General features: G+C 59.3%; 26 protein-coding genes and 1 pseudogene. 6 read left to right on the plus strand and 21 right to left on the minus strand.

Features of this window, described 5'->3' with window-relative positions; all coding sequences use genetic code 11:
* Positions 1 to 11: 11 nt before the first annotated feature.
* Positions 12 to 1430, plus strand: coding sequence for an FAD-dependent oxidoreductase (locus tag AC1D2P_RS03625; RefSeq protein ID WP_477811313.1), 1419 nt, complete (start codon positions 12 to 14; stop codon positions 1428 to 1430).
* 244 nt (positions 1431 to 1674) lie between these two features.
* Positions 1675 to 2742, plus strand: coding sequence for a uroporphyrinogen decarboxylase (hemE, locus tag AC1D2P_RS03630; protein WP_077432322.1), 1068 nt, complete (start codon positions 1675 to 1677; stop codon positions 2740 to 2742).
* A 124-nt stretch (positions 2743 to 2866) separates the two neighbouring features.
* On the opposite strand, the pseudogene AC1D2P_RS03635 reads toward hemE, so the two are convergent.
* Positions 2867 to 3952: pseudogene (locus AC1D2P_RS03635) on the minus strand (MFS transporter); the annotation flags it as partial.
* A 119-nt stretch (positions 3953 to 4071) separates the two neighbouring features.
* Here AC1D2P_RS03635 and AC1D2P_RS03640 point away from each other — a divergent pair.
* Both AC1D2P_RS03640 and AC1D2P_RS03645 read left to right on the plus strand, forming a co-directional pair.
* On the plus strand, positions 4072 to 4968 hold the full coding sequence (locus AC1D2P_RS03640) for a LysR family transcriptional regulator (protein ID WP_109785378.1): 897 nt from the start codon (positions 4072 to 4074) through the stop codon (positions 4966 to 4968).
* Positions 4969 to 5273: 305 nt separating this feature from the next.
* Entirely contained in the window at positions 5274 to 5717 is a 444-nt protein-coding gene (locus tag AC1D2P_RS03645; RefSeq protein ID WP_046031158.1) for a DUF2846 domain-containing protein, read from the plus strand.
* 81 nt (positions 5718 to 5798) lie between these two features.
* On the opposite strand, the gene AC1D2P_RS03650 is transcribed toward AC1D2P_RS03645, so the two are convergent.
* Together AC1D2P_RS03650 and AC1D2P_RS03655 are read right to left on the minus strand one after the other, a co-directional pair.
* Entirely contained in the window at positions 5799 to 6089 is a 291-nt protein-coding gene (locus AC1D2P_RS03650; protein WP_046031157.1) for a hypothetical protein, read from the minus strand.
* 37 nt (positions 6090 to 6126) lie between these two features.
* The gene (locus tag AC1D2P_RS03655) at positions 6127 to 6501 is read right to left on the minus strand and encodes a DUF6124 family protein (protein ID WP_109785379.1); all 375 of its coding nucleotides are present in this window, start codon (positions 6499 to 6501) and stop codon (positions 6127 to 6129) included.
* Between the two features lie 459 nt (positions 6502 to 6960).
* On the opposite strand from AC1D2P_RS03655, the gene AC1D2P_RS03660 reads away from it, so the two are divergent.
* Together AC1D2P_RS03660 and AC1D2P_RS03665 are read left to right on the plus strand one after the other, a co-directional pair.
* The gene (locus AC1D2P_RS03660; protein WP_109785380.1) at positions 6961 to 7551 is read left to right on the plus strand and encodes a helix-turn-helix transcriptional regulator; all 591 of its coding nucleotides are present in this window, start codon (positions 6961 to 6963) and stop codon (positions 7549 to 7551) included.
* Complete coding sequence (locus AC1D2P_RS03665) at positions 7548 to 8426, plus strand: queuosine precursor transporter (protein WP_477757269.1); 879 nt, start codon at positions 7548 to 7550, stop codon at positions 8424 to 8426. Before AC1D2P_RS03660 ends, AC1D2P_RS03665 begins: the two co-directional genes overlap by 4 nt.
* 47 nt (positions 8427 to 8473) lie before the next feature.
* Here the strand turns inward: AC1D2P_RS03665 and queC are convergent, their stop codons facing one another.
* The 18 genes from queC to AC1D2P_RS03755 all read right to left on the minus strand — a co-directional run bounded on the left by queC (position 8474) and on the right by AC1D2P_RS03755 (position 25834).
* Positions 8474 to 9169 carry a 7-cyano-7-deazaguanine synthase QueC gene (gene queC, locus AC1D2P_RS03670; protein ID WP_477811314.1) on the minus strand — a complete coding sequence of 232 codons (696 nt, stop codon included), beginning with the start codon at positions 9167 to 9169 and terminating at the stop codon, positions 8474 to 8476.
* A 160-nt stretch (positions 9170 to 9329) separates the two neighbouring features.
* Positions 9330 to 10121: a hypothetical protein gene (locus AC1D2P_RS03675; RefSeq protein WP_477811315.1), complete on the minus strand. Its 792-nt coding sequence runs from the start codon at positions 10119 to 10121 to the stop codon at positions 9330 to 9332.
* Between the two features lie 26 nt (positions 10122 to 10147).
* Entirely contained in the window at positions 10148 to 11374 is a 1227-nt protein-coding gene (locus AC1D2P_RS03680; RefSeq protein WP_046031151.1) for a beta-ketoacyl-ACP synthase, read from the minus strand.
* On the minus strand, positions 11374 to 12102 hold the full coding sequence (fabG, locus tag AC1D2P_RS03685; protein ID WP_046031150.1) for a 3-oxoacyl-ACP reductase FabG: 729 nt from the start codon (positions 12100 to 12102) through the stop codon (positions 11374 to 11376). The genes AC1D2P_RS03680 and fabG overlap by 1 nt, the downstream gene beginning before the upstream one ends.
* Positions 12099 to 12560, minus strand: a complete 462-nt coding sequence (locus tag AC1D2P_RS03690) for a hotdog family protein (protein WP_109785383.1) — start codon at positions 12558 to 12560, stop codon at positions 12099 to 12101. The genes fabG and AC1D2P_RS03690 overlap by 4 nt, the downstream gene beginning before the upstream one ends.
* A complete protein-coding gene (locus AC1D2P_RS03695; RefSeq protein ID WP_477811316.1) occupies positions 12557 to 13753 on the minus strand; it encodes a beta-ketoacyl-[acyl-carrier-protein] synthase family protein in 1197 nt (398 codons plus the stop codon). The genes AC1D2P_RS03690 and AC1D2P_RS03695 overlap by 4 nt, the downstream gene beginning before the upstream one ends.
* Complete coding sequence (locus tag AC1D2P_RS03700; RefSeq protein WP_046031147.1) at positions 13750 to 14232, minus strand: hypothetical protein; 483 nt, start codon at positions 14230 to 14232, stop codon at positions 13750 to 13752. Before AC1D2P_RS03700 ends, AC1D2P_RS03695 begins: the two co-directional genes overlap by 4 nt.
* Before the next feature lie 49 nt (positions 14233 to 14281).
* A complete protein-coding gene (locus AC1D2P_RS03705; protein WP_109785385.1) occupies positions 14282 to 15529 on the minus strand; it encodes an NAD(P)/FAD-dependent oxidoreductase in 1248 nt (415 codons plus the stop codon).
* Entirely contained in the window at positions 15516 to 16676 is a 1161-nt protein-coding gene (locus AC1D2P_RS03710; RefSeq protein ID WP_109785386.1) for a cation:proton antiporter, read from the minus strand. The genes AC1D2P_RS03705 and AC1D2P_RS03710 overlap by 14 nt, the downstream gene beginning before the upstream one ends.
* The gene (locus AC1D2P_RS03715; RefSeq protein ID WP_109785387.1) at positions 16673 to 19015 is read right to left on the minus strand and encodes an MMPL family transporter; all 2343 of its coding nucleotides are present in this window, start codon (positions 19013 to 19015) and stop codon (positions 16673 to 16675) included. Before AC1D2P_RS03715 ends, AC1D2P_RS03710 begins: the two co-directional genes overlap by 4 nt.
* Positions 18999 to 19577 (minus strand): outer membrane lipoprotein carrier protein LolA, encoded by a 579-nt coding sequence (locus tag AC1D2P_RS03720; RefSeq protein WP_109785530.1) that lies wholly within the window; start codon positions 19575 to 19577, stop codon positions 18999 to 19001. The genes AC1D2P_RS03715 and AC1D2P_RS03720 overlap by 17 nt, the downstream gene beginning before the upstream one ends.
* Before the next feature lie 167 nt (positions 19578 to 19744).
* A complete protein-coding gene (locus AC1D2P_RS03725; protein ID WP_109785388.1) occupies positions 19745 to 20170 on the minus strand; it encodes an acyl-CoA thioesterase in 426 nt (141 codons plus the stop codon).
* Positions 20163 to 21707 carry an HAL/PAL/TAL family ammonia-lyase gene (locus AC1D2P_RS03730; protein ID WP_046031142.1) on the minus strand — a complete coding sequence of 515 codons (1545 nt, stop codon included), beginning with the start codon at positions 21705 to 21707 and terminating at the stop codon, positions 20163 to 20165. The genes AC1D2P_RS03725 and AC1D2P_RS03730 overlap by 8 nt, the downstream gene beginning before the upstream one ends.
* Positions 21688 to 22635, minus strand: a complete 948-nt coding sequence (locus AC1D2P_RS03735) for an LpxL/LpxP family acyltransferase (RefSeq protein WP_109785389.1) — start codon at positions 22633 to 22635, stop codon at positions 21688 to 21690. Before AC1D2P_RS03735 ends, AC1D2P_RS03730 begins: the two co-directional genes overlap by 20 nt.
* Positions 22632 to 23366: a glycosyltransferase family 2 protein gene (locus AC1D2P_RS03740; RefSeq protein ID WP_109785390.1), complete on the minus strand. Its 735-nt coding sequence runs from the start codon at positions 23364 to 23366 to the stop codon at positions 22632 to 22634. Before AC1D2P_RS03740 ends, AC1D2P_RS03735 begins: the two co-directional genes overlap by 4 nt.
* Complete coding sequence (locus AC1D2P_RS03745; RefSeq protein ID WP_109785391.1) at positions 23359 to 25041, minus strand: acyl-CoA synthetase family protein; 1683 nt, start codon at positions 25039 to 25041, stop codon at positions 23359 to 23361. Before AC1D2P_RS03745 ends, AC1D2P_RS03740 begins: the two co-directional genes overlap by 8 nt.
* Positions 25041 to 25583 carry a COG4648 family protein gene (locus tag AC1D2P_RS03750; protein WP_477757270.1) on the minus strand — a complete coding sequence of 181 codons (543 nt, stop codon included), beginning with the start codon at positions 25581 to 25583 and terminating at the stop codon, positions 25041 to 25043. Before AC1D2P_RS03750 ends, AC1D2P_RS03745 begins: the two co-directional genes overlap by 1 nt.
* Positions 25580 to 25834 (minus strand): acyl carrier protein, encoded by a 255-nt coding sequence (locus AC1D2P_RS03755; RefSeq protein WP_109785393.1) that lies wholly within the window; start codon positions 25832 to 25834, stop codon positions 25580 to 25582. The genes AC1D2P_RS03750 and AC1D2P_RS03755 overlap by 4 nt, the downstream gene beginning before the upstream one ends.
* Position 25835: the final 1 nt, after the last annotated feature.

Below are 25835 nucleotides of genomic sequence, written 5' to 3' on the forward strand. Positions count from 1 at the left end.
AGGTTTTAACAATGGCTGAACGTCTGAATAACGACTTCCAGTTCATCGATGTCGGGCGCAAAGATCCGAAGAAGAAACTGTTGCGTCAACGCAAGAAAGAGTTCGTGGAGATCTACGAACCGTTCAAACCCCAGCAGTCGGCCGACCAGGCCCACCGCTGCCTGGGTTGCGGTAACCCGTATTGCGAATGGAAGTGCCCGGTGCACAACTTCATTCCCAACTGGCTSAARCTGGTGGCCGAGGGCAAYATCCTCCMGGCCGCSGAGCTGTCSCACCAGACCAACACCCTGCCGGAAGTCTGCGGCCGGGTGTGCCCGCARGATCGYCTGTGCGARGGTGCCTGCACSCTSAACGACGGCTTYGGYGCGGTGACCATCGGTTCGGTCGAGAAGTACATCACCGACACCGCATTCGCCATGGGCTGGCGCCCGGACATGTCCAAGGTCAAACCGACCGGCAAACGTGTTGCCGTCATCGGCGCAGGCCCGGCGGGCCTGGGTTGTGCCGACGTGCTGGTGCGCGGTGGCGTGACCCCGGTGGTGTTCGACAAGAACCCGGAAATCGGCGGCTTGCTGACCTTCGGCATCCCCGAGTTCAAGCTGGAAAAGACCGTGCTGAGCAATCGCCGCGAAGTCTTCACCGGCATGGGCATCGAGTTCCGCCTGAACACCGAAGTGGGCAAGGACGTGACCATCGAGCAACTGCTCGAAGAATACGATGCCGTGTTCATGGGCATGGGCACCTACACCTACATGAAGGGCGGTTTTGCCGGTGAGGACCTGCCGGGCGTGTATGACGCGCTGGACTTCCTGATCGCCAACGTCAACCGCAACCTGGGCTTTGAAAAGTCGCCGGAAGATTTCGTCGACATGAAAGGCAAGAAGGTCGTGGTACTGGGCGGCGGCGACACGGCGATGGACTGCAACCGTACCTCTATCCGTCAGGGCGCCAAGTCGGTGACCTGTGCGTACCGTCGGGACGAAGCGAACATGCCGGGCTCGCGCAAAGAGGTGAAGAACGCCAAGGAAGAAGGCGTGAAATTCCTCTACAACCGCCAGCCGATTGCCATCGTTGGTGAAGACCGCGTAGAAGGTGTGAAAGTGGTCGAGACCCGTCTCGGCGAACCGGACGCCCGTGGCCGTCGCAGCCCTGAGCCGATCCCGGGCTCCGAAGAGATCATCCCGGCCGACGCCGTGGTCATCGCGTTCGGTTTCCGTCCAAGCCCGGCGCCGTGGTTCGAACAGTTCGACATCCAGACCGATAGCCAGGGCCGCGTTGTGGCGCCGGAGCAAGGTAAGTACAAGCACCAGACCAGCAACCCGAAAATCTTCGCCGGTGGCGACATGGTTCGTGGTTCTGACCTGGTGGTGACGGCGATCTTCGAAGGCCGCAATGCGGCTGAAGGGATCCTGGATTACCTGGGCGTCTAACACCGATCGCGGGCAACCTCACTCCTGTAGGAGCTGAGCTTGCTCGCGATAGCATCACCGCAGAAATCAGGTTAACCGAGGCGCCTGCATCGCGAGCAAGCTCAGCTCCTACAGGGATTGAGGTTGTTTCGCGACGTGGTTCCCCCCGCGACAAATTGACCCGATAGACAAAAGGTGCGGCACTTGCCGTGCCTTTTGCGTCCGGCTCTGAGAAAATGCCCGCACTTTTTTTCCGGATGCCGACATGACTGCCCTGAAGAACGACCGTTTCCTTCGCGCCCTGCTCAAGCAACCCGTAGACGTCACCCCTGTGTGGATGATGCGTCAGGCCGGTCGCTACCTGCCTGAATACCGCGCCAGCCGTGCCAAGGCCGGCGACTTCATGAGCCTGTGCATGAACCCGGAGTTCGCTTGCGAAGTCACGCTGCAGCCGCTTGACCGCTATCCACAACTGGACGCGGCGATCCTGTTCTCCGACATCCTGACCATCCCCGATGCTATGGGCCAAGGCCTGTACTTCGAAACCGGTGAAGGTCCACGCTTCAAGAAAGTCGTCAGCACCATGGCCGACATCGAAGCCTTGCCGATTCCTGATCCGCACAAAGACCTCGGCTACGTGATGGACGCGGTCAGCACCATCCGCCGCGAACTCAATGGCCGCGTGCCGCTGATCGGCTTTGCCGGCAGCCCATGGACCCTGGCCACCTATATGGTCGAAGGCGGCTCGTCGAAAGACTACCGCAAGACCAAAACCATGCTCTACGACAACCCGCAAGCCTTGCACCTGCTGCTGGACAAGCTCGCGCAGACGGTCACCAGCTACCTCAACGGCCAGATCATGGCCGGCGCGCAAGCGGTGCAGATCTTCGACAGCTGGGGCGGCAGCCTCTCGGCGGCGGCGTACCAGGAATTCTCCCTGGCCTACATGAAAAAAATCGTCAGCGGCCTGATCCGCGAGCACGAAGGCCGCAAGGTTCCGGTCATCCTGTTCACCAAGAACGGTGGCCTGTGGCTGGAAAGCATCGCCGACGCTGGCGCGGATGCATTGGGCCTGGACTGGACCTGCGACATCGGCAGCGCCCGTGATCGCGTCGGCAGCAAAGTCGCGTTGCAAGGCAACATGGACCCGACCGTGCTCTACGCCAAACCAGAAGCCATCCGCACCGAAGTCGGCCGCATCCTCGCCAGCTACGGCAAAGGCAGTGGCCACGTGTTCAACCTCGGCCATGGCATCACCCCGGAAGTTGATCCGGAGCATGCTGGCGCCTTCCTGCGCGCGGTGCATGAGTTGTCGGCGCAATATCACGAGTGATCGTCGCCCAATAGAAAACGCCCGGCTTATGCCGGGCGTTTTTGTTTTTAATGTAGGAGTGAGCCTGCTCGCGATAGCGGTGAATCAGTCGCCGAATGTATTGGCTGATACTCCGCTATCGCGAGCCCCTGGCCTTGATCGCCCGGCGCCCGATCCAGCTGCTCGCCACCGAATGCGCGCCAAAGAAACCAAAGGTAAAGATCAGCATGCCAATGATCACCAGGGGCAATGGTGTGAACATCGTCAGGGCAAGGCCGGCGAGCATCAGCACAATCGTCGCCCAGAGCACTTTGCGCCGACCCAGCTTGTCAGCCAGCGAACCGATTTTCGCCGAGCTGTAAATCCCCGACAGGTACACCACCGAGAGCAGTCCGACGAAGGCTTGTTCCATGTGGTACGGCTCGGCCAGCAAGCGGTAACCGATGTAGTTGAACAGTGTGACGAACGCGCCCATCAACACAAAGGCTTCAAGGAACAATAACGGCAAACCAGCATCGCGAAAGTGCATGGTGAAACCGTCGAGCAAGCTGCGCGGGTGCAGCGAGCGGGCGCGGAAGTTGCGCGACTCGGGAAGGATTTTCCAGAACACCGCTGCAGCGATCAGGGCCAGGCCGCCGATCACCAGCATCGCCGTGTGCCAGCTGACGAAGTCGATCAACACGCCGGTGATCAAGCGCCCGCACATCCCGCCAATCGCATTGCCGCCGATGTACAAACCCATCGCCAGGCCTAGATGCTGCGGGTGGATCTCTTCGCTCAAGTACGTCATCGCGACTGCCGCCAGGCCACTCAACGACAACCCGATCAGCGCGCGCATCAGCAACACGCCGTGCCAGCTCGGCATCATCGAACTGGCGACGGTGCACAGCGCCGCGGCGAACAGCGCGGTGACCATCACCGACTTGCGGCCGACACGGTCGGAGATGGGCCCGGTGATCAACAGGCCAATGGCGAGCATGCCGGTGGCGACCGACAGGATCAGGCTGCTCTGCGCCGCGTTGATCGAATACTCGTGAGACAGCAGCGGCATCATCGGCTGCACGCAGTAGAGCAGGGCGAAGGTGGCGAAGCCACCGCAAAACAGCGCCAGCACCGTGCGCATGAACGCCGGCGTGCCTTTCTCGATGTAAATCTCTTTGAGCTCGGCGACGACGTCGTCCGCTGCGGCGGGCGGAACTTCATGGGCGAGTGGAGCGACAGCAGTCTTCACGTTGGACCTCGGAGGGGCGCAGTCAGGCAGGCAGTGAAAAAATCATATAGCTGGCTAATGATTCAATCCAATATATTGTTCGACCTGTTTAAGAGGTTTTACGACCTAATGGGGTTTTCATGGAATTGCGTCACTTGCGCTACTTCATTGCCGTCGCCGAAGAACTGCACTTCGGCCGCGCCGCTCAGGTGTTGGGCATCTCGCAGCCACCGCTGAGCCAGCAGATTCAGGCGCTTGAGCAAGAGGTTGGCGCACGGTTGTTCGAACGAACCAATCGTCGGGTCGAGCTCAGCGAAGCGGGGCGGTTGTTCCTGCAAGAAGCGCGGCTGGCGCTGGCGCAGGTCGACAAAGCCGCCGATGTGGCGCGGCGTGCGCAACTGGGTGAGCTCGGAGAACTGAAGATCGGCTTCACCTCATCGGCGCCGTTCAACTCGACCATTCCCCAGGCGATTTTTTCATTCCGCCAGCGCTTCCCGGCGGTGCACCTGAACCTGCGGGAGATGAGCAGCACCCAGGTCGCCGAAGCATTGGTCGACGAGTCGATCGAGGTCGGCATCATGCGGCCATTGGGGTTGCCGGATTCGCTCAGTGTGGTGGAACTGATGCGCGAGCCACTGGTGGCAGTGCTGAGTTCCAAGCATCCGCTGGTCAACGACAGCGAAGACGGACTGTTCCTGTCGGCACTCGCCTTGGAGCCGTTCGTATTTTTCCCACGCAGCTACGGCAGCGGTCTCTACGCACAATTGCTCAGCCTGGCCCGCGATGCCGGTTTCAGTCCGCACTTTGCGCAGGAGGCGGGCGAGGCGATGACGATTATTGGCTTGGTGGCGGCAGGGCTCGGGGTGTCGGTGCTGCCGGCGTCGTATCAGCGGATGCGCATCGACGGTGTGGTGTATAGACCGTTACTGGATCCGGCGGCGGTGTCGGCGGTGTGGCTGGTGCAGCGCAAGGATCAGAAGTCGCCGATGGCCAAGGCGTTTGTTGAGTTGTTGACGCGTAAGGTTGAAGGGGCTTGAGAGCAAAGACATTTCGCGTAACGGATCCGCTTTAGGGATTCACCCTGGTACAGGGCGATGACAAGCCGACCTGTTTGTGAAGGGGCGCCGAAAGGCACCCTTTGTCGTTTTAGCATGACCCTCCTCAGTCAATCTGTACCTGATCCCCACGCAACACCACCCCTGACGCTGTCGCCTTCAGCACTTCTGATAGCGCGCAAACTCGCGCCCTGGGGGCTTGCCATGTTTTTTTGGTACATCCCTTCGCCTTTTTTCTGATCAGCCGATAACAGTTTCGGACTCATCACAAACAATGGAGATACAGGATGTTCAAGCAGCTAACCCTCACCGCTTTGCTGGCCGTAGCCGCACTCACCGGTGGTTGCGCTTCGGTAAAAATGGCGGATGACACGCAGGACGCTCAGGCGAAGACCTTCCAGGTCGCCCCGGACAAAGCCAATATTTATGTTTATCGCAACGAGAGCATGGGCGCCGGGGTGAAAATGCCGGTGACGCTCAACGGTAAACCGGTCGGCCAGACCGTCGCCAAGTCGTACCTGATGTTGGCCGTTCCGGCCGGTCAGCAGACTCTGGTGTCCTCGGCGGAAAACGATTCCGAACTGAAACTCACCGCAGAAGCCGGCAAGAACTACTTTGTCTGGCAGGAAGTGAAAGTGGGCTTCATCAAGGCACGCAACAGCCTGCAAGTGGTTGATGACCACACCGGTCGTGCTGGCGTTGCTGAAAGCAAGTTGATCCAGGCTCAGTAAGTGTTGGAACGGCCTCTGCGCCAAGCGCAGGGGCCGTTTTCACACGTGTTGGAAACCCGTCCGTCCACACCGCTAACGCCGTTACGACTCGGCCGGCGCTGGTCTTGATTTGCTTTGCTGCGCCGAAACTTGCTCCTGCAATCGTCGCCCGACGACATCCAGCAAATCACAACCATCACGCAATGACGTCACCAACACCCGCGCCAGCTCACTGTAAACGCCCTCACCAAACGCAAAACTCTCAAGCAGCTGAGTCGCAGTGCGGATGCGGTAAGCCGCTGTTTCGTGCAACACGTCCAGCGGTGCTTCGGTGTCGATCACCAGCGAAGCGATGGTGCAATCGATACCTGTGATAGGCATGTATCTATCCATGACAAAAAACCTCCATTGCGTAAGAGAGCGCGATTACTTATTGGTGACTGTTGGATGACGCCATAGACAACCCGCTGGGAGGGTCAAGAATATCCAGGGCCCGGTTGACCATCAGCTCGGCCAGCACGACCAGTTGCTGAATGGCCAATGCCTCGTTGCGGAGCGAGCCTTCGAGCTCGCAGGCGAGGTCAGTGGTCATCACATTCAGCGAGGCAAGGGTTTCAGTGGCGTGACAGAGCAAGGACTCTGTATCGACGTTCGGGTTGATGCTGAACACATGRCTGACGGGGTCGGGGCGGTTTGGATTGCGCAGGCGGGCGCTGACGGTGCGCTCGGTGGTTTCGGAGAGTTTGGCTAGATCGGCGGATGAAATGTCTGCTGATTCCGGGGAGGTAGGTTTGTTTTTTTTCATGATGATGCTCCCTGCAAGATTTAAGAAAGTGCCGGCTCAATTGTTTGAAATGGAACTGGTTGGTCACTGTACTCAAGTTTACTAACTGGTAAAGCTGTTCGTTATAAATTTCAATTAGTTAACCAAACTATTAAACATTTGCTTAATTAAATGATTCTTTTAGGGGTGGCGTGACTTTTCGCAAAATACAATGTTGAAATCTTGCAATTTTGGTTGCGATGGATATACCGGCTATGCACATACTGTCTTCCTTGTTTCTGTAAGAAAATTCTTTAGCATGCCAGCAGTCCAGCTGGGTTTTTAACTGCGAAACATTATCTAACGAATGTTTGTCTTTTTTGCGGTGTTGCCATTTTTACAGCGGCTAGGATGTATAGGACTGATTTCGAGTAAGGCATGACTGCAGATACTCAGCTCTGATACGGCTCTTTGGGGTTGTAAAAAAATGGTGGCTGTTGAATGTACAAGAAAGAAAAAACAGAAAATTTGAAAAATAACATTAAGTATTTAATAAAAAGCCGAGGAGAGACGCAGCTTTCATTATGTAATTCCAGTGGGTTGACCAGGACGACGATATATAACATTTTGGAAGGGAGAGTGGTGAATGTACAGCAATCTACCATTCGAAAAATATCGGACTTTTTTGGGGTCTCTTATAAAGAAATAGAAAGTGTCGATTTCGAAGAGAGGGAACTGATAGAGAGCAGTATCTCTCTGCAAGGAAATATGAATCCAGCGGCAGTTCCGATAATTAAAGAAAGCTCATTAATTAGGAGTCTTGATAAAAGAATCGGCGAGTTGGCCACTACTCATCCTCTAACTTATTATTTTGGGGAGGCCTGTAATTTAATAGGTGTGCTTTTGGAGGTTGATATTGTTGGTTCAAATGAGGCGGGCGATTTGTTAATCGTTAAGAAAGGTCCGTCGAATAGAGGTGGAGAGATACTGGCATACGATAAGGCTACAAAAAAATTATTTATAGCTGATGCGGAGTCTTTTGATTCTGAAGGTATCTGCGTTGTCGGAAAAATAGTGGAGGAAAGATTTTGAAATCCGACAATAGTGATCTAGAAAACAGAAAATACAAACTATTAGGGTTTGAGAGAGGCAAAAATCTCGCCGTTATTATGGTCACGTCTACAGGGACGGGGAAGGTTATAAAAATTAAGGTAAGCGAATTATTGAGAAGTGAAATCATCGACGACTTAAGTAGGGATGAAATAAAAAGCATATACAAAAAGTTCTACTCGCGGGGAGCGGTGTTGACTGCATATGATATAACTGACAGGCATGAGAAATCATGGGTGATTTATGTTGCTTTGAATTTATTGCTTTTTGCGTTGTATATGTTCACAAATATTGCTGCGACCAAACTTGTATACATAGATTGGCTTGATATTGTTGTCACTCCAGGAGTTTTTCTGTATCCGCTGACATTTTTGATAGTTGATATGTTGAACGAGTTTTATGGGCTTGGCCTTGCGAGAAAAGCCATTTTATTTACTTTTGTAACTAATGTTTTTATTGTCGTTTCGCTTGGCGCTACAATCTATCTTCCCGGTTTGTCAGGTTGGGATCTTAATGTGGCATATGGAGAGGTCATGAGTCATATATTGTCCGTGCTGGTGGCATCCTCGATATCTTTTATTTTTTCAGAATACGTGAACTCTTATTTGTTGAGTGAAATAAAGCAGCTTACAAATTCCAGATTTTTATTTTTACGGGTGTTTTTTAGTACGTTTTTTGCGTCGATAATAGACAGTTTCATTTTTTGCTTTATTGCATTTTACGGTTCGATGGCTAATGCTGAAATACTTGATATTGTTTATGTCCAGATTGCCATAAAAATGTGTTTTGCTATTTTTAATATTTTGCCCGCCTATGGAGCCAGGTCTCTATTTAAAAGGTATGTGGTTAGTGTCTGAGACGTGGAAAAGGGGAAGCGGCATGGCTTCCCCTGGATTCTTGCTGTTTAATTTTTTTGTTTGCTTAMCAGACTTTTCATAACCGTAGACTTGTTCTCCAGAAACTCATTCAGCCCTTTCGCGCGGAGATTGCACGCGTCGCAATTCGCGCATCCAGTTCCAATTATTCCGTTGTAGCAAGTCAGTGTCTGGTGTTGAACCAATTCAAGCTTTCCATGCTGTTCGGCAAGCGCCCATGTTTTCGCCTTGTTCAACCACATGAGCGGCGTTTCAATGCGCAGCTTGTAGTCCATGCCCAGTTCAATGGCTTTGTGCAGACTCGTGACAAATTCATCACGGCAATCCGGGTAGCCAGAGAAATCTATTTCGCCAACACCTGTGATGACTGCCTCGGCCTGTACTTGATAGGCATAAATAGCAGCTAAGGTTAAAAACAGAATATTCCGGCCAGGCACGAAGGTGCTTGGCAGACTTTCTCCTGAGCTATCCACGCCGGGTACTGGAATGTCATCGCGCGTCAAACTACTGCTTGCCAGTTCATTCAACAACGTAGTGTCCAGCACCTTGTGCACGGTCACGCCAAGCTCTTTCGACAGCTGCTGCGCGACCTCGATTTCCGCGCGGTGGCGCTGGCCATAGTCGAACGTAATGCAGTGGATTTCATCGTAGAGCGGCAACGCGTGGATCAAGCAGGTGGTGGAGTCCTGCCCACCGCTGAAAACGATAACGGCCTTTTTAGTCATGGTTCGTTCGTCCTTGTGATGCCCCGACATATCACGGGGCATTGAACCTAGCGCAAAGCCTCAATTCTGGTTGTGGGACGTTTCCGAAATGATGTATTCCAGCTTCCCTTTATTTCATTCCTATCCTCGGAATGGACGTGTGTTGAGCCCATTCTCCACCTCACTCAATCCGCACCAACTCCCCACGCAACACCACGCCAGACACTTGCACCTTCGGCAAACACTGATAGCTCCCGCTGTCGCTGCTCAAATCGCGTTTGCCAGCCCCCGCAATATTGATCACCGCATTGGCCCCGGCCTTTTTCGCCTTGCTCTGCAACGTCGCCAGCGTCGATTGCAGTGCCCAGAAGCAGGCGTCTTCATCCGACACTTCTTCGTTATGGGTGATTCGACTGCTGCTCACGGTGTTCAGCTTGCTGACGTTGGCCGGTAGCGCTTCTCCTGCCAGGTAGAACTTGACGCTGCCGTCCAGCAAGCCGATCTCGGTGGCGCGTTTCACGCCTTCACGGAAGTTCTGGAAGGTGGGTTCGTAGGCATTTTGCAGGGCGACGAGCTGGTCGCGGTCCGGGTCGGCGGCCAGTTGCTGGATCACGTCATCGCGCAGATAGGTGATCCAGCGGTTGTAGGTGCCGTGGATCCGGCCGTCCTGGTAGTCCAGGCCGCGGCTGTCGCGGTAGTCGATTTCGAACGAATTCGATGTGTAAGGGATGTCGATTTCGGCGTGGTGTTTGTCACGCACGGTGACGGCCGCTTTGATCATGCCGGGACGCGCCGACTGCACTACCCATTGGCGTTCGATCAACGCGGTGACGATGGCGCGGCTCATGCGGTCGTTGGTCAAGCCTCGGTCACTGGGGAAGTGTTCCTTGGYGGTGTACACCGGATTGCCGGTGCAACCGCCCAGCGCAACGGCCACGGCGAACAACGCGACGATGCGCTGGGACAGAGTCATTCCTTTTACTCCAAACGTGTTTCAGGTCAGTGCCAGCGACGGAAGATCAACGAGGTGTTGACGCCACCAAAAGCGAAATTGTTGTTCATCACGTATTCGTTGCTCATCTGCCGGAACTCGCCTCGCAGGTAATCCAGTTTGCCGCAGTGCGGGTCGACCTCGTCGAGGTTGAAAGTGTGTGCGTACAGGTCGCTGTTCATCATTTCAATGCTGAACCAGGACTCCAGCGCACCGCAGGCGCCCAGGGTGTGGCCGAGGAAGCTTTTTTGCGAACTGATCGGCATGTGCTCGCCGAACAATGCGCTGGTAGCCAGTGTTTCGGCGATGTCGCCCTGTTCTGTCGCGGTGCCGTGACCGTTCACGTAGCCGATGTCCGAAGGCTGAAGCCCGGCGTCTTCGAGGGCGAGTTCCATGGCCCGGCGCATGGTGAGTTGCTCCGGACGTGTGGTGTGTTGGCCATCGGCGTTGCTGCCGAAACCGACGAGTTCAGCATGAATGCGTGCACCGCGTGCCAAGGCATGTTCCAGCTCTTCCAGCACCAGCATGCCGCCGCCTTCACCGATCACCAGGCCGTCGCGACCCTTGTCATAAGGACGCGGGGTGGTTTGCGGGGCGTCGTTTTTCAGGCTGGTGGCGTAGAGCGCGTCGAAGACCATCGCTTCGGTCGGGCACAGCTCTTCGGCGCCGCCGGCGAGCATCAGTGGCAATCGGCCGAACTTGATCGCCTCGTAGGCATAACCAATGCCCTGGCTGCCGCTGGTGCAGGCGCTCGACGTCGGGATCAACCGACCGGTGAGGCCGAAGAAGATGCTGATGTTGGCAGCCGTGGTGTGCGGCATCATCCGCACATAGGAGTTGGCGTTCAGGCCTTCGGCCACCGAGTTGAGCAGCATGTTGCCGAACGCCTTGATCTCGTCGGTGCTGCCGGTAGATGAGCCGCAAGCGACGCCCATGCGCCCGTCCTTGATCGACTCGTCGCCCAGTAATCCGGCGTCGGCCAGTGCTTGCTCGGCAGCGCCCACAGCAAGCCGCGACACACGGCCCATGCTGCGCAGTTGCTTGCGGGTCCAGTGGCTCGGGACTTTGAAGTCATCGATGGGGCCGGCCAGGCGTGTATTGAGTTCGGTAAAGCGATCCCATTCGTCCATGCGCCGGATGCCGCTGCGGTTGGCCGCGAAGTTGCCGGCGATGGTTGCCCAGTCGCTGCCCAGTGAGGTGATGCCGGCCATGCCGGTGACGACAACGCGCTTCATCAGCACAGGCCTCCATTGACGGCCAGAACCTGCCGGGTGATGTACGACGCTTCCGCCGACATCAGGAAATTCACCGCGCCGGCCACCTCTTCAGGGGTGCCCATGCGCTGTGCGGGGATCATTTTCATCAGTTCTTCCACGGGCACGTTTTCATCGAGCATGGCGGTGTCGATCAGGCCGGGTGCGACGCAATTGACGGTGATTTTGCGTTTGCCCAATTCAATCGCCAGCGCCTTGGCCGCACCGATCAGACCGGCCTTGGAGGCACTGTAGTTGACCTGGCCACGATTGCCGATCAACCCCGACACCGAAGTGATGCAGACAATCCGCCCGGCAGCGCGACGACGAATCATCGGCATCATTACCGGGTGCAGCACGTTGTAGAAACCATCGAGGTTGGTGCGCATCACCACGTCCCAATCATCCTCGCTCAGCGCCGGAAAAGCACCGTCACGGGTCAGGCCGGCATTGAGCACCACGCCGTAATAGGCGCCGTGGGTGTCTACGTCGGCTTCGAGAATGGCTTTGCAGCTGGCGCGGTCGGAGACGTCAAATTGCAGGACACGCGCGTTGCGGCCCAAGGCTTCGATTTCGGCTTTGACGGCAATAGCGTCCGTCAGACCGCTTCGGCAATGCAGCACGATGTCATGCCCGGCCTGGGCCAGACGCAAAGCGATGGCGCGGCCGATGCCGCGGCTGGAACCGGTGACCAGTACGGATTCAGTCATGACTGGACTCCTTGGGATTCATGAAGATATTGAGCGGCCTGAGGCGGACGAAACACGTTCAGGCGTGCGGTGGCGTGGATGCCGGGGGCGTTGATATGGCATTCGAACACGCCCATGCCGTTGTCGTCTTCCAGTGACCGAATGCCATGGATGGTCAGTTCGGTGCCGACCGGGAAGTGCTCGACGTTGCATTCGAATTTGCGGCTGCCGAGCAGAAAACCCAGCTCCACCTCATCGCCGCGCTGGCGCGCATGGCAACCGGCATAGGCGGCGACACTCTGGGCCATTATTTCAATGCCGACCCAGGCCGGCAGGCTGCCGTCGGGACGGTTGAACAGACCGCCGGGCCTGACGGTCATGCGGGTGTGAATCTGCTCCTCGTCGAATGCAAGGATCTGCTCGATGAGGATCATGTCGCCAGCGTGTGGCAGCAACTCGGCGAGCGGCCAGTCAATCATGGTGCGTCTCCGATAATCAGGCTGACGTTGTTGCCACCGAAGGCAAAGGAATTGCTCATCAAATAGCGAGGTGCAATGGACGTCAGGCGATCCACCGGGGTCACCCAATGCAAGGCGGGCAACAGCGGGTCGGGCTGGCYGTCCCAGACGTGGGGCGCCAGGCTGTGGTCGAGGTTGTCCGGGCCCAGGCTCAGCCAGCAGAACGCGGCTTCCAGGGCACCGGCGGCGCCGAGGGTGTGACCGGTCATCGGCTTGGTCGACGAGCAGGGCACGCCTTGCGGGAACAGCGCGGCCACGGCAAGGCTTTCCATGGCGTCGTTGTGCTGGGTCGCGGTGCCGTGCAAGTTCAGGTAATGGATTTGCTGCGGTTGCAGGTTTGCGCGGTTCAGGGCTTTGCTCATGGCTTGCAGCGCACCACGGCCGCTCGGCTCTGGCGCCGAGATGTGGTGGGCATCGGAACTGGCGCCGCTGCCGAGCAGGGCGATGGCGTGGTCATCGCCAGCGGTTTTGCTCATCAAAAACAACGCGGCCGCCTCGCCAATGTTGATGCCGTTGCGGTTGACCGAAAACGGATTGCAGCGCTGCGCGGACACCGCTTCCAGGGCCGAAAAGCCGTTAAGGGTCAGTTTGCACAAGCTGTCGACGCCGCCGCATAACACCGCGTCGCACAGGCCCAGATCCAATAGACGCTGGGCACTCATCAGCGCCCGTGCGCTGGAGGTACAGGCGGTGGAAATCACATAGGCCGGGCCACTCAATTGCAGCCAGTCGGCGAGAAAACTGGCCGGTGCGCCGAGTTCTTGCTGCTGATAGTCGTATTCAGCGGGAAATTCGTCTTCGCGGATGTAATGGGCCAACCCACGGCTGGCCTCATCGATACCCGAGGTGCTGGTGCCCAGGATCACGCCGATACGATCGCGGCCGTAGGTCTGGATCGCCTGATCGATCTCTTCGCGAATTTGCAGGGCGGCTTCCAGCAACAATTGGTTGTTGCGGGTGTTTTGCTTTTTCAGCTCAACGGGGATCGGTGCCAAGTCGCCGCTGACCGCCGCCACCGGCAACGAGCGCTCTGGCACCCAGCCGGTTTCGACGCGCAGGCCTGAGCAATCGCCGGCAAACAGATTGGCGGCGACTTCGCGTTTGCCACGACCCAATGCGCAGATCACCCCGAGGGCATTCAAATAGGCGGTCATGGTGCCTCCCCGCTCAGCGGCGTGACTTCATACCGGGGCCCCTTGGGCAGGTTCAACTCAAAGGTCATGGGTTGTGAATAAAGGACATCCCAGTGTGTTGGCAGGGACCGTTGCCTGCCGTGTTGCCAAGCGGTGGGGTAGTTGCCCGACAGCTCATCTTTGGGGGTCAGGGCAAACAGTAACGCGGCGAACAACTCCCGGGCTTCCGGGTTGGGCGGCAACAGACCGTCGGCCTGCCACTTTCCATCGGTCAATATCTGCCGCGCCTGCGGAATGCCCAGCAAATCCATCATCGACCAGCGAAGCCCCGCTTCTTCATGCTGGATCACCAAAACCCAGTCCTGACGTTGCGCGGCTTCCAGGCGCTGGATGTGCAATTGCAGCGGCAACGACAGCTTCGGGATGTGCTCGGGCAGCGGTGCCTGGCTGGCGCAAGCACTCAGCAACAGCAGGCAGCCCAGGAGCAGAAAACGGATCATCAGGCATTACCTTCAAAGGATGTGCGCCGCACACTAGCGGTCCTGTCATTCATGTGACATCTCTTGCGCAGAGTTCTGACAACACCCGCAGCCGGCGCTTGGGTTCACTGACGAACGGGTTGCGTTCGTCCCAGGCATAACCGGCGAGAATCGCGCTGATCATGCGGCGGATGTCCGGTGAGCTGCCTGGATGGTAGATCACATCCTGGAACGTCCCGGCGTACCAGCCTTCGACGTAGCAGCGGAAAGTGTCGACGCCGCGCTTGAGTGGTTCGGCGAACTCGGTTTGCCAGTCGACGCGTTCACCTTGCAGTTGGCGATGCAGAACCCCGGCGGCCATGCTCGCCGAGCGCATGGCGATGGTTACCCCGGAAGAGAACACCGGGTCGAGGAACTCCGCTGCGTTGCCGAGCAGCGCAAAGCCGGGGCCGTGCAGGGTTTTGACGTTGGCCGAGTAACCGCCGATGGTGCGCGCAGGCGTATCCCATCGCGCATGTTCAAGCACGCCGGCCAGGCTCGGCGTTTCAGCGATGAACCCGCGCAGGCATTCATCCAGATCCTCCATGCGCCCTTCGAAATGTTCGGCGGCGGCCACTACCCCCACCGAGCAACGACCATTGCTGAACGGGATGGTCCAGAACCAGATGTCGCGATGGATCGGGTGGGTGGTAATGAGGATTTTTTCCCGCTCGAAGGCCGGGCTGTCGATGTTGTCTTCGATGTGGGTAAACACGGCCTGGCGCACCGGGAAGTTCGACGGCGCTTCAAGGTCCAGCAGGCGTGGAAGCACACGGCCGTAACCGCTGGCATCGAGCACGAAATCGGCTTCGATGCGGTACTCGCTGCCGTCCTCGCGGCGCACGTCGAGCTGCGGTTTTGGCAAACTGAAATCCACGCTGACGATGGCTTCGCCGTAACGAACGTCCACGCCTTGCAGTGCGGCCTGGTCGGCCAGCAGCTTGTCGAAATCGGCGCGCTGGACCTGGAACGTGGTCGGTTTGCCGTGGCTGAACGTATCGCCGAAATCAAAGGCGCTGTACTGCTCGCCCCAGGCGAACGCGGCTCCGTTCTTGAGCTGGAATCCCGCAGCGTTCACGGCATCGAGCATGCCGGCTTCTTCAACGAAATCCAGGCAATGCGACAACAGACTTTCGCCGATGGAAAACCGGGGAAAGTGTTGGCGCTCGATCATCAGCACATCGTGACCGTTGCGCTTGAGCAGCGCGGCCGCGATCGCCCCTGAGGGCCCCGCGCCGATGACGACGACTTGTCGACGTTCCATTTCAACTGTTGGCACGGGGGCTCCTTGCCGGGGCGGCGATATTCAAAGGGGGGCTATGCAGGCCGGCGAGTGCCGGCAGCAGGGTCGCGATCAGACCCATCACCATCAACGCAAAGTACAGCGCCGGGCTGATGAGCTGTTGTTGCAGCAGCAGATTGAGAAAGACGATCTCGCTCAAACCGCGAATATTCAGCAGCAGGCTTTCCCGCCAGCGGCTGGCACCCTCAAAGGAGGCGCCGGCCCAACGGAGTCCCAGCCAGTTGCCCAGCAGCTTGCTGCCAATCGGCAACAGCAACAGTGCCGCCAATTGGACCCAGCCGAGGCTGGCCATGGCCGCGTGAACGTTAATCTGCACGATGCCGAACGTCAGGATCAGCGGAATAGCGATCCATGTTTGCAGGCGGCTCATCCAGATCGCGGGGACGGGCAACACCAACGGTACTTTCAGCATGGCCATGCACAGCAGATAGCCAATGCCGAAAATCAGCGCATTGAGTTTGAAGTGCTCGGCGACCACCAGCAGCGCAAAGAAGCCGCCGCTGTGCAGCAATGGCTGGCGCAAACCAATCAGACGCAGCAGCAACGGCAGGCAAGCGCCGGCCAGCGGCAGCAGCAGGCTGCTGACGTGCAGACTGCCTTGGGCAAAACCGAACAACGTCCAGCAGGTCAGGTCGATGAGGATCGCGGTCTGCACCAGACGCCGGGTGGCCGTGGGCGGGTAGTTGATGTGCCGCAGGTAAAGGTACAACACCGGGATCGCGGTGATGGCGAACACCAGCCCCACTGCCAATGAACTGATCCACGGTTGCGCCGGCAGCAGCCATGCCGCCGTCGCCAGCCCGCCAGCGAACGGAATGGCAAAACTCGGCAGGGCAATTTTCAGGCTCTGGCGGTCCAGCCGCAGATCGATCACGTCGCTGAGAATGTTCCCCAGCAGCAAGGCAAAGCTCAGGCTGTAGAGATTCTTCAGCCATGCCGGCGAGATCAGTTCGGCGCCGCTGAGCTGCCAACCGGGTTCGATCCACAAATACATCAGCAATGGCAGGCCGAAGGTGGCCAGCAGCAACTGGCTGACGATTGGAATCAGCCCGAAACGGCGACCCACACGCGTCGCCACCGCAAACATCACGAGGGCCATCAGCCAAAACAGGACGATCATCATGCTGCCGGCTCCGCAACCGCAACGTCGTGGGCCTGGCGACCGGCCCACGGCGCCAGGATGAAGCTGAACGCCAGGCCAAGGCTCACCGCCAGCCCGAAGTTGCTCACCGCCGGTGTGCTGGACACCGCGAGCAGACCGAACGACAGCCATGTGGTCAGCGCCGCCAGCAAGGTGCCCAGCAGGCTCACCGCTGCGCCACCGACCTGTTCACGCATGAGGATTGCGTAATCGACGCTGATCGCCGTCACCAGCAACAGGCCGAACAGGCTGAACAGCGTCAACGGTTGCCCCAACCAGCCGAGGCTGGCCAGGCTGCACAGCGCGGCCAGCAACGGCAGCGCGACGATTCGCAGGGCGCCGCCGAGACCAAAGGGCAGGATCAATACCAGCACGATCAACACGCAGGAAGCGAGCTTGAGTTCCGCGGCGCTGATCTGGGTCGCCGCAAACACGTCGTTCAATTCACCGAGACGATCGACCAGTTCGACCCCCGGCAAGTCCAGCGCCTGCACGCGCAGCAGCGCCGGGTTGTTCAGGCCTTGCAAGCTGACCATCGCCGCCACATCACCGTCATCGGTCACGCCCAGCCACAGTGGGCGGTAGGGCTCGGCCAGCGGCCCGGTCAGCGCAGCGTCGATGTCTTCGGTGGGCAATGCCTGCAGTGTTGTCAGCTCTTCTTGCAGTGCTTGCACCGGTACGCCGATGTCGAGCAGTGGTTGCCAGTATTGCGGCAACCGGGTCAACGCCTCACGCACTTGCAGCTGGTCACTTGGCTGGCTGACCAGTTGATTCAGTGACAGGTAGCCCTTGAGTTTTTCCAGGCTGACCAACTGATCCAGGCGCTCGCTCAACGCCGTTTGGCGTTCCAGCAGCTCCTGCTGATTGGCACCGCGCACCAGGAAAAACTGGCTGGTCGGTTGAAAACCGGTGATCCGCGCAATGGTCCGGGCTTCGTCAGTCAGTTGCTGCGGTGCACCGATCCACTGGCGGATGTCATTGCGGCTTTCGAGTTGCACCAGGCCACCCACGCAGAAGGCAATCAGCAGGGCCAGCAACACGGGTGTGCTGGCATGTTTGAGTAGCGCTTCACGCAGGTTCAGCAAAAATTCACAGACCCGTAGCGGCCATTGCGCCGGACGGATATCCGCGCCCTTGAGCAGCGCCGGAAGCAGGCAGACGGCGGACAGATAAGCACCGAGCAGGCCGGCGGCGGAAAACACGGCGATCTGGGTCAGGGCCGGAAATGGCGTCCAGGCCAACGCGAGGTAGCCGATGCAACTGGTGATCAGGCTCAATGTCAGGCCCGGCAGCGTCAGGCGCAATGCAGGCCAACTGTGCCAGGGTTTCAGGCTCCAGCTTTTCGACAGGTAATGCAGCGGGTAGTCGACGGCTACGCCGATCAGGCTGGAGCCGAGTACCAACGTCATCACATGCATATGGCCAAACAGCGCCACGCAAGCCACCGCGCCAAACAGCATGCCCACCACGACCGGCACGAACGCCAGCAACACCCGCCAACGCCGGAAGGCCAGTAACAGCAGCAACAGAATGCCGAGGGTGGCGCCGCCACCGACCCAGGTCATCTCGCGGGAGGCTTGTTGCTGACCGTTGGCGGCGTAGAGCAATCCGCTGGCGGCCAGCAATTGCACGTCAGACTGAGCCGCTTGTTCGCGGCTGTGTTTGAGAAGGTCTGCCACTTGCAACGGCAGGTTCATGTCAAACGCATTGCCTGTGGCTTTTGCCCGCAGCAACACCCAGCTCATGCCGTCGGCATCGGCGATCAAGGCGCCACTGCCGATGTCCAGTTGCACGGTGCCGCGTTGCGGCTGGCTGTTCTGGATGCGCCCGGTCAGGCCCAGCCAGTCATCCTGGCTCGGCACCAGGCTGAAACTGGTGAACGGGTCGAACAATGCTTGTACCCGCTGCTGGATGAAGGTGTCGGGGTGCTCAACCAGTTGCTTGCGATCCGCCTCGGACAGCATCGCCAATCGGCCTTTGAGCAGTTGTGTACGCAGGGCGGGCAAGTCGGCCTGCAACGTCCACTGGACCTTCTCGAACAATCCGCTGGCCTGCCATTGCTCACCCAGTTTCTGCGCCATGGCGATAGCGTGTCCGCGATCCTTGTGGCCGACCAGCATCAGCATTTCGCGGTTCAGCGGTTCTTGCATGCGTTGTTCGGCGCGCAGTTCCAGTGCGTCCGGCGCCGTGCCCGGCACCAGGTCCATCAGGTTGGCCGACAGGGGCGCGCCGCCACGCCATTGCCAGCCGGCGAGCGCGAGCACTGCCAGCAGCAGGATCAGGAACAGCCATGGCAGTCTGCGTTCACTCGGCAAAGTCATGTTGCTCCGCGGTACTCAACGGTTCGGCGCTGGTGGTGTCCTGCATGCGCAATAGCGTGCTGTCGCCCTGGGTTTCCAGCAGTTCGATGCTGTGCACCAATTCTCCGCCAGTGATGTTGATCTGGTTGAACACCTGCTTGAGCAGCAATGAGCGCGGGGTCAATGTCAGTGTCCAGTTCTGTGCCTCGCCAGTCAGGGACAGCTCGAAATCCCGTTGCAGACCGCTGCTGTCGCCTTGCAGGACGGCGAGGAACAAGCGGTTTTGCTCGGCACCGGCGCTTTTGCCCGGCAGCATTTGCCAACCGTTGGCGTCTCGCCGGGCTATGCCCTTGGTGGTGATGCGGTAATCCTGCTGCAACGGCGTTTTCAACAACCACAACAGGCCATTGTTTTTCGCGAGTACGAAGGTGCCCTTGCTGGTCAGCGGCTGGGGCAGGGCGCGCAGGTGTTTTTCCTGGATGAAATGGCCGTGGATCACATCGGGCCTGGCCAGTTGATCGCTGAGCTGTTGCAGGTCGAAAGCCTGCGCCCACGAAGAAAAGCCAAGCACCACCACAAACATGTAGCAGCTGCCGAGCCCGCGAGGCTGCGTCCGGCGGCGAAGCCGTCGCAAAACCTGAGCATTCGGTGCATCAAGCGAAACGCCAGGCGTCTGCTGCGCAGCCGGACGCAGGCTTCGCCAGCTGCTACAGGTCGAACGCAGGCTGCTACAGAGGGTCTTCAGCAGGTTCATGCGAGCCTCCTTTCGACAGCGTCGATGAAAACCTTCGGCGAGGCCAATTGCATTTCGCGGCTGGCCATGTCGACGGCGACTTGCACGGAGCTGGCGCGGGTCAGGCGTTCGCCGGTGTCCAGGTCACTGATCAGGTAGTTGATCTTCAACCGGTTCTCCCACTCCACCAGATTCGCCCGCACGTTCAGCTTCTGCCCGAACACCGCGCCGCGCACGTAGCGCAGTTGCAAGTCGATGACCGGCCAGGCGTAACCCGACTCGGACATCGCCGTGTAGTTGTGGCCGATCTTGTCCAGCAGTGCGCAGCGGGCCACTTCCAGGTATTTGACGTAATGGCCGTGCCAGACCACCTGCATGGTGTCGACGTCAAAGAACGGCACGAGGATTTCCGTATCGGTGTGAAGCACTCCCTTGCTACGCATGCAGCCTCCAGTGTTGCTCGGCAATTCGTTTCAGGCACAGGCGCAATTCGCCTTCCAGAGCGCGATCTTCGATGACCGGCGGGAAGTCTTTGGCCAGCTCGAAGTGCATGGCGGCAAGGGCCGGCGGCAACGGGCGCGCGTCTTCAGCCTTGCTGCGCAGCCAGACGCCCTGATTGGCGGCAAGCAGGGTCGCAGCGGCGACCTGTTCGGTCAGCTCCAGCACGCGAATCGCATCGCGGGCGGCGATGGTGCCCATGCTCACTTTGTCCTGGTTGTGGCATTCGGTGGAACGGGAGAACACGCTGGCCGGCATCGTATTTTTCAGCGCTTCGGCCGTCCAGGCGCTGGTGCCAATCTGCACGGCTTTGAAACCGTGATTGAGCATCGCCCGATCTGCGCTGGCGCCGGACAGATTGCTCGGCAAGCCATGGTTGTATCGCTCATCCACCAGCAGCGCGAGCTGGCGATCCAGCAGGTCGGCGACGTTGGCCACCAGGTTCTTCAGGCTGTCCATGGCGAACGCGATGTGGCCGCCGTAGAAGTGACCGCCGTGCAGCACGCGCTCGGCTTCGGCGTCGATGATCGGGTTGTCGTTGGCGCTGTTGAGTTCGATTTCGATGAACGAACGCAGCCAGTTCAGGCTGTCGGCCAATACGCCGAGGACGTGGGGGGCGCAACGCAGTGAGTAGCGATCCTGCAGGCGATGCAGCGGTGCGGTCGGCGCGTCGATCGCCAGATCCTTGCGCAGCCACGCGGCAACTTGCATCTGCCCCGGGTGCGGTTTGGTGGCGAACAGGCGCTCGTCAAAGTGTTCCGGGTTGCCCTGCAAGGCGACGACGTTCAGCGCGGTGATGCGCGTCGCCAGTTGCAGCAGGTAGTCGGCGCGGGCGAAGGCCAGGCAGGCAAGGCCGGTCATCACGGCGGTGCCGTTCATCAGCGCCAGGGCTTCCTTGGGGCGCAAGACCAGCGGCTGCCAGCCGAGTTCGCGGTGGACGTCGGCCGCCTGTCGGCGTTCGCCACGGAACATCACTTCGCGCTCGCCCGACAGGGTCGCAGCCACATAGGACAACGGCGTCAGATCACCGCTGGCACCCACCGAGCCTTCCTCCGGGATCAGCGGCAGAATGTCGTGTTCGAGGAACGCTTGCAGGCGTTCCAGCAGCTCTACGCGAACCCCGGATACGCCGTGGCACAGTGACTGCAAACGCGCGGCGAGCACTGCGCGGGTAGCCTGTTCGTCGAGCAATTTGCCCAGGCCGCAGCCGTGGAAGGTATACAGATGACGGGGCAACGCCTCGACGTGATGCAGCGGCACCGCGACTACGCAGGAGTCGCCATAACCGGTGGTCACGCCATAGATCACCCCTTCCTTGTCCAGCAGGGAGTCGAGGAATCGCGCGCCCTTGGCAATACGCTCGCGGTACGCGGGATCGCCCTGCAACTGCGTCGGCACCTGACGGTTGGCCAGGGCCAGCACGTCTTCGATGCGCAAAGGGAGTTCGCCGAAGGTTACCGGCTCATGCATTGGCGTCGTCATCGGTCTTCCAGAAAGGGTAAAAGTTGAACCATTGTTGGGGCGCTTCAAGGCAATAGTGACCCAGGCACGCGGCGTAGCGGGATGCCCACTGATGAATGACCTGCTCGCGGTCGCTGCGTTTCCACGTCACGGCCTCGGCGAAGGGTTCGAGGGTCACTCGATATTGGCCTGTCGGTTTCTTCAGGCACATCAACAGATTGATCGGGCACTTCAGCAAACCGGCCAGCAGCCATGGGCCTTGAGGGAATGCTGCCTGATGGCCGAGAAAGTCCACGGTCACTGTGCGTGCGCCGTGCAGTGGCACGCGGTCGCCGGCAATCGCCAGCCATTCGCCGCGCTCAAGGCGCTCATGCAATTGCAGCATGATGACCGGGTCCAGCTCACTGACCTGGATCAGCCGCAGATTGGTCGCGCCGGCCTCGCCCAGCAAGCGGTTGAACTGCTCGGCGTGCTTGGTGTGTACGAGGACGTTCATCGTGACTTTTTCGCCGATTTCCGCCAATGCGCGGCAGACCTCGAGATTGCCCAGATGCGCCCCCACCAGCATTTGCCCGCGGCTGCCACGCAGTTGATTGCGCAGCAGTGCCGGGTCGATGATTTCGATCTGGTCGATGCTCAGCTTGCCATTCCATACGTCGAGCTTGTCGAGCATGGAGTCGGCGAACGCCATGAACTGACCGAACACGCGCCAATGCGTGGGGCGCAATTCGTTGCGCGCGCTCCAGTCGGCGAGCCGTTGCTGGTATTGCCAGGCGCTGTGGCGGGCACTGCGGCCGAACAGGAAAAAGTACAGGACGATGCCGTACAGCAACGGACTCAGCAGGCGCCGACCCAGTACCTTGGCGCCGAACGCGGTGAGCTTCATCAGCCAGAAGCTGCCGCGCTCCTGGCGGTCGGCCCAGTGTTTCTTGTCTACGTTGCTGCTCATGCTCGCCACCGTCGCCAGAGGATCACCGGGGCCCGCAGCAACATGCCGAAGAACAGCCGGGTGTGCATGCTGGAAATCAGCACATTGTCGTGAAACAGGCGGAAATGCGAGACGCCGTCCAGCGGGTAGTGAACCTTGGTCGGCAACCACTGCATCGGCTGGTTGCGCCAGGCCAGGCGCACGAGGATGTCCGAGTCGAAGTCCATGCGCTTGCCGATCTTCGCCGAATCGATCAGTGCCAGGGTGGGTGGCAAGGGATAGACGCGAAAGCCGCACATGGAATCGCGAATCTGCAAGGACAGCGTGTTGATCCAGACCATGACGTGCGTCAGGTAGCGGGCATACAGGCGGCCCTTGGGTACGCTGGCGTCATATTGCGGGTAGCCGCAGATCACCGCGCGAGGCTCGGCGCGTGATTTTTTGATGAACAGCGGCACGTCTTGCAGGTCGTGCTGGCCGTCGGCGTCCACTTGTAACGCATGGCTGAAGCCCAGGCGTGAAGCTTCACGCAAGCCGGTCATGACCGCACCGCCCTTGCCCTGGTTGGCGGCCAGGCGGATCAGGTAAACCATTTCGCGCTGGGCCAGTCGATCGAGCACCCTGGCGCACGCCGGACTGCTGGCGTCGTCGACCAGAATGCACGGCAGGTTGCTGGCAATCAGCGCCTCGACCACCGTGCCGATCGCGGTTTCGTGGTTGTAGACCGGGACGATTGCGCAGGGGTTATGCATCGCTGGAAGCCTCCAGCAGAATCCGCCCACTGGAGCAGGTTGCGGTCTCGTTGCGATAGGCGAAATACAGTTTGCTGCGTTCCGGGTCAAAACGCAGGTGCAACTGGATTTCGTCGCCCGGGCGCACCAGTTGCTGGAACTTCAGCACTTCCATGCCGGCGAATTTTGCTGGCAGGGCCATCAATTGTTGACCCAGGCTCAGCGCCCAATCCACCTGCACCACACCGGGCAATACCGGGGTTTGCGGGAAGTGGCCGCTGAAGTAAGCGAGGTCTGGCGGGACTGCGAGTTGCAGGCTCCATTCGCCCTCGACTTCAACCTGTTCGAGCACTTCGGGTGCTTTGACCCGAGGTGCCAGCAACAGGGCTTCGACGTCGGCCTGCGGCAGTTTGCCTTGAGCATTCAGTGGCAATTGTCGCAGCAATCGCCAGCGCCGGGGCAGGGCGAGGGCTTCGCAATGCTGGCTCAGGTGCTGACGCAGTGCTTCTGTAAGGGTGCGTCGACCTTGATTGCGCAAGGAATGCAGCCCTGATTCGCTGAGCACCAGCAGTGCACCCAGCGAGGCGCGGTTTTCCTGGACCACACCGAGGCGCGCCTCCGCGACCCATTCATGCGCCATCAGCGCTTTTTCCAGCATGGGCAGCGAGATGCGTTTTTCTTCCAGTTTGACGATCCGGTCCAGGCGTCCCAGCAATTCGAAACGACCATTGGCTGCGATTCGCGCCGCATCAGCGGTGTGTTCGATGTGGCCGACCGGCAAGTAGGGAGATTTGATCAACAGCGCGCCGTCGCTGTCCTGGCTCAACTCGACACCGGCGAACGGCTGCCAGAGATCGCTGCCCTGACGCCAGGCGATGCCGCCGGTTTCTGAACTGCCGAGGATTTCTGTCGGCCATTGGCGCAAGCGTTGGTGCAGGCTTTGCGCGGCCTCGGCGGGCAAGGCGCCGCCCGAGGAAAACACCCGGCGCACAGCGCTCAAGGCAGGCCAGTCGAGGTTATCGCCCATGCGCTTGAGCAGCGCCGGACTGGCGACCCAGGCGAACACCGGGTGTTCGCGACTGGTGCGCTGCAGGTCTTCCGGGAACGCCAATTGCTTGCGCACGAACGGCCGCCCGGCGCACAGCGGCCACAGCACGCGGAACAGCAAGCCATAGATGTGTTGGGTGGCGACGCTGCCAATAATGCAAGCCTGACCCAGATCAGCGCCCCAGAGTTGCTCCAGTGCCTGAACTTCATTGGCCATTTGCCGCAGGGTTTTGTCGATGCGCTTGGGGTCGCCACTGGAGCCAGACGTGCAAAGGCTCAGTTGGCAAGTGTCCAGATCCAGTGCGGCGGCAGTGAGAGGCGGATGGCGGTAATCGCTCAGGTGCGCATCATCGGCCAGATCAGTCAGCCACAGATCGACTTCACTGGACCAGCGTTGGCGGGTCTGGGGTTGCAGATCGGCCGGCAGTAGCACGCTGACGCCGGCACGCCAGGCACCGAGCAGGGCAATGGCGAGGTCGGCGGCGTCTTCAAGGTGCACGGCGATGCGCTGCACGTTTTGCGCTTGCAGGCCGGCCGCCAGGCGCAGGGCCTGTTCGCACAGTTGTGCGTGATTCAACGCCGGTTCGGCCGTGACGGCACGTTCCGGCTGAGCCTTGAGCAACAGTTGCTCAAGTGTTATCCAATTCATCAGTGGCCTCGTACCCGTTGTCGTATCAGCCATTCAATGGCAAACAGCAGGCCCATCAACCCGTAGGAAATCAGGCCGGTGTACAACATCCACCAGCTCAGCGGCGCCCAAAGAGTCAGGGCAGCGGCGAGCAATCCGTTAAAGACGAAAAACACACACCAGACGATCGTCACCTGGCGGGTATAAATAATGGCCCTGGCCGGCAGGTGCGGTTCACGCAGACGTGCCAGACGCTCGACCATCGGCAGGCCGAACCGGAGGCTCAAACCAAACAACCCGAGCATGAACACGCTGATCAGCACCGGGTACCAGCGCAGCAACAGCGGACTGTCGAACAGGGCCAGCAACAGGCAAAAAACCATTGCGGTGATCGCCATCCACAGGCTGCCGGGACGGCGTGCACCGAGCAGCGCTCGCGCCAGCCACAGGCTGCCGAGCAACAGGCCGAACTGCCACGGAGCAAAATGTTCCATGCCGAAATACACCGCGAAGGGGTACAACAGGCCTGCGAGCAGCAGGCCAAGGCCGACCAGTCGGCTCATGCGGCAGGTTGAACCAGGCGAAAGACGGCCTCGACCACGTCGCTGACAGTACGCACCGATTTGAACTCTTCGGCGGCGATTTTTTTGCCGGTCTGGCGCTTGATGTGATCGATCAGGTCGACGGCGTCGATGCTATCGATTTCCAGATCCTGATACAGGTTCGATTCCAGGCTCACGCGCGCAGGGTCCAGCTCGAAGAGCTCGACCAAAGCATCACGCAGGGTGTTGAAAATGTCGTCACGAGTTTGCATG

The organism is Pseudomonas sp. P1_F1_2 (assembly GCF_056405815.1).

Excerpts from the sequence above, each read along its gene's own strand:
- hemE (WP_077432322.1), top strand. The coding sequence starts at position 1,675 with ATGACTGCCCTGAAGAACGACCGTTTCCTTCGCGCCCTGCTCAAGCAA.
- AC1D2P_RS03640 (WP_109785378.1), top strand. The coding sequence starts at position 4,072 with ATGGAATTGCGTCACTTGCGCTACTTCATTGCCGTCGCCGAAGAACTG.
- AC1D2P_RS03645 (WP_046031158.1), top strand. The coding sequence starts at position 5,274 with ATGTTCAAGCAGCTAACCCTCACCGCTTTGCTGGCCGTAGCCGCACTC.
- AC1D2P_RS03650 (WP_046031157.1), bottom strand. The coding sequence starts at position 6,089 with ATGGATAGATACATGCCTATCACAGGTATCGATTGCACCATCGCTTCG.
- AC1D2P_RS03660 (WP_109785380.1), top strand. The coding sequence starts at position 6,961 with ATGTACAAGAAAGAAAAAACAGAAAATTTGAAAAATAACATTAAGTAT.
- AC1D2P_RS03680 (WP_046031151.1), bottom strand. The coding sequence starts at position 11,374 with ATGAAGCGCGTTGTCGTCACCGGCATGGCCGGCATCACCTCACTGGGC.
- fabG (WP_046031150.1), bottom strand. The coding sequence starts at position 12,102 with ATGACTGAATCCGTACTGGTCACCGGTTCCAGCCGCGGCATCGGCCGC.
- AC1D2P_RS03690 (WP_109785383.1), bottom strand. The coding sequence starts at position 12,560 with ATGATTGACTGGCCGCTCGCCGAGTTGCTGCCACACGCTGGCGACATG.
- AC1D2P_RS03700 (WP_046031147.1), bottom strand. The coding sequence starts at position 14,232 with ATGATCCGTTTTCTGCTCCTGGGCTGCCTGCTGTTGCTGAGTGCTTGC.
- AC1D2P_RS03710 (WP_109785386.1), bottom strand. The coding sequence starts at position 16,676 with ATGATGATCGTCCTGTTTTGGCTGATGGCCCTCGTGATGTTTGCGGTG.
- AC1D2P_RS03715 (WP_109785387.1), bottom strand. The coding sequence starts at position 19,015 with ATGACTTTGCCGAGTGAACGCAGACTGCCATGGCTGTTCCTGATCCTG.
- AC1D2P_RS03720 (WP_109785530.1), bottom strand. The coding sequence starts at position 19,577 with ATGTTTGTGGTGGTGCTTGGCTTTTCTTCGTGGGCGCAGGCTTTCGAC.
- AC1D2P_RS03725 (WP_109785388.1), bottom strand. The coding sequence starts at position 20,170 with ATGCGTAGCAAGGGAGTGCTTCACACCGATACGGAAATCCTCGTGCCG.
- AC1D2P_RS03730 (WP_046031142.1), bottom strand. The coding sequence starts at position 21,707 with ATGACGACGCCAATGCATGAGCCGGTAACCTTCGGCGAACTCCCTTTG.
- AC1D2P_RS03735 (WP_109785389.1), bottom strand. The coding sequence starts at position 22,635 with ATGAGCAGCAACGTAGACAAGAAACACTGGGCCGACCGCCAGGAGCGC.
- AC1D2P_RS03740 (WP_109785390.1), bottom strand. The coding sequence starts at position 23,366 with ATGCATAACCCCTGCGCAATCGTCCCGGTCTACAACCACGAAACCGCG.
- AC1D2P_RS03745 (WP_109785391.1), bottom strand. The coding sequence starts at position 25,041 with ATGAATTGGATAACACTTGAGCAACTGTTGCTCAAGGCTCAGCCGGAA.
- AC1D2P_RS03750 (WP_477757270.1), bottom strand. The coding sequence starts at position 25,583 with ATGAGCCGACTGGTCGGCCTTGGCCTGCTGCTCGCAGGCCTGTTGTAC.
- AC1D2P_RS03755 (WP_109785393.1), bottom strand. The coding sequence starts at position 25,834 with ATGCAAACTCGTGACGACATTTTCAACACCCTGCGTGATGCTTTGGTC.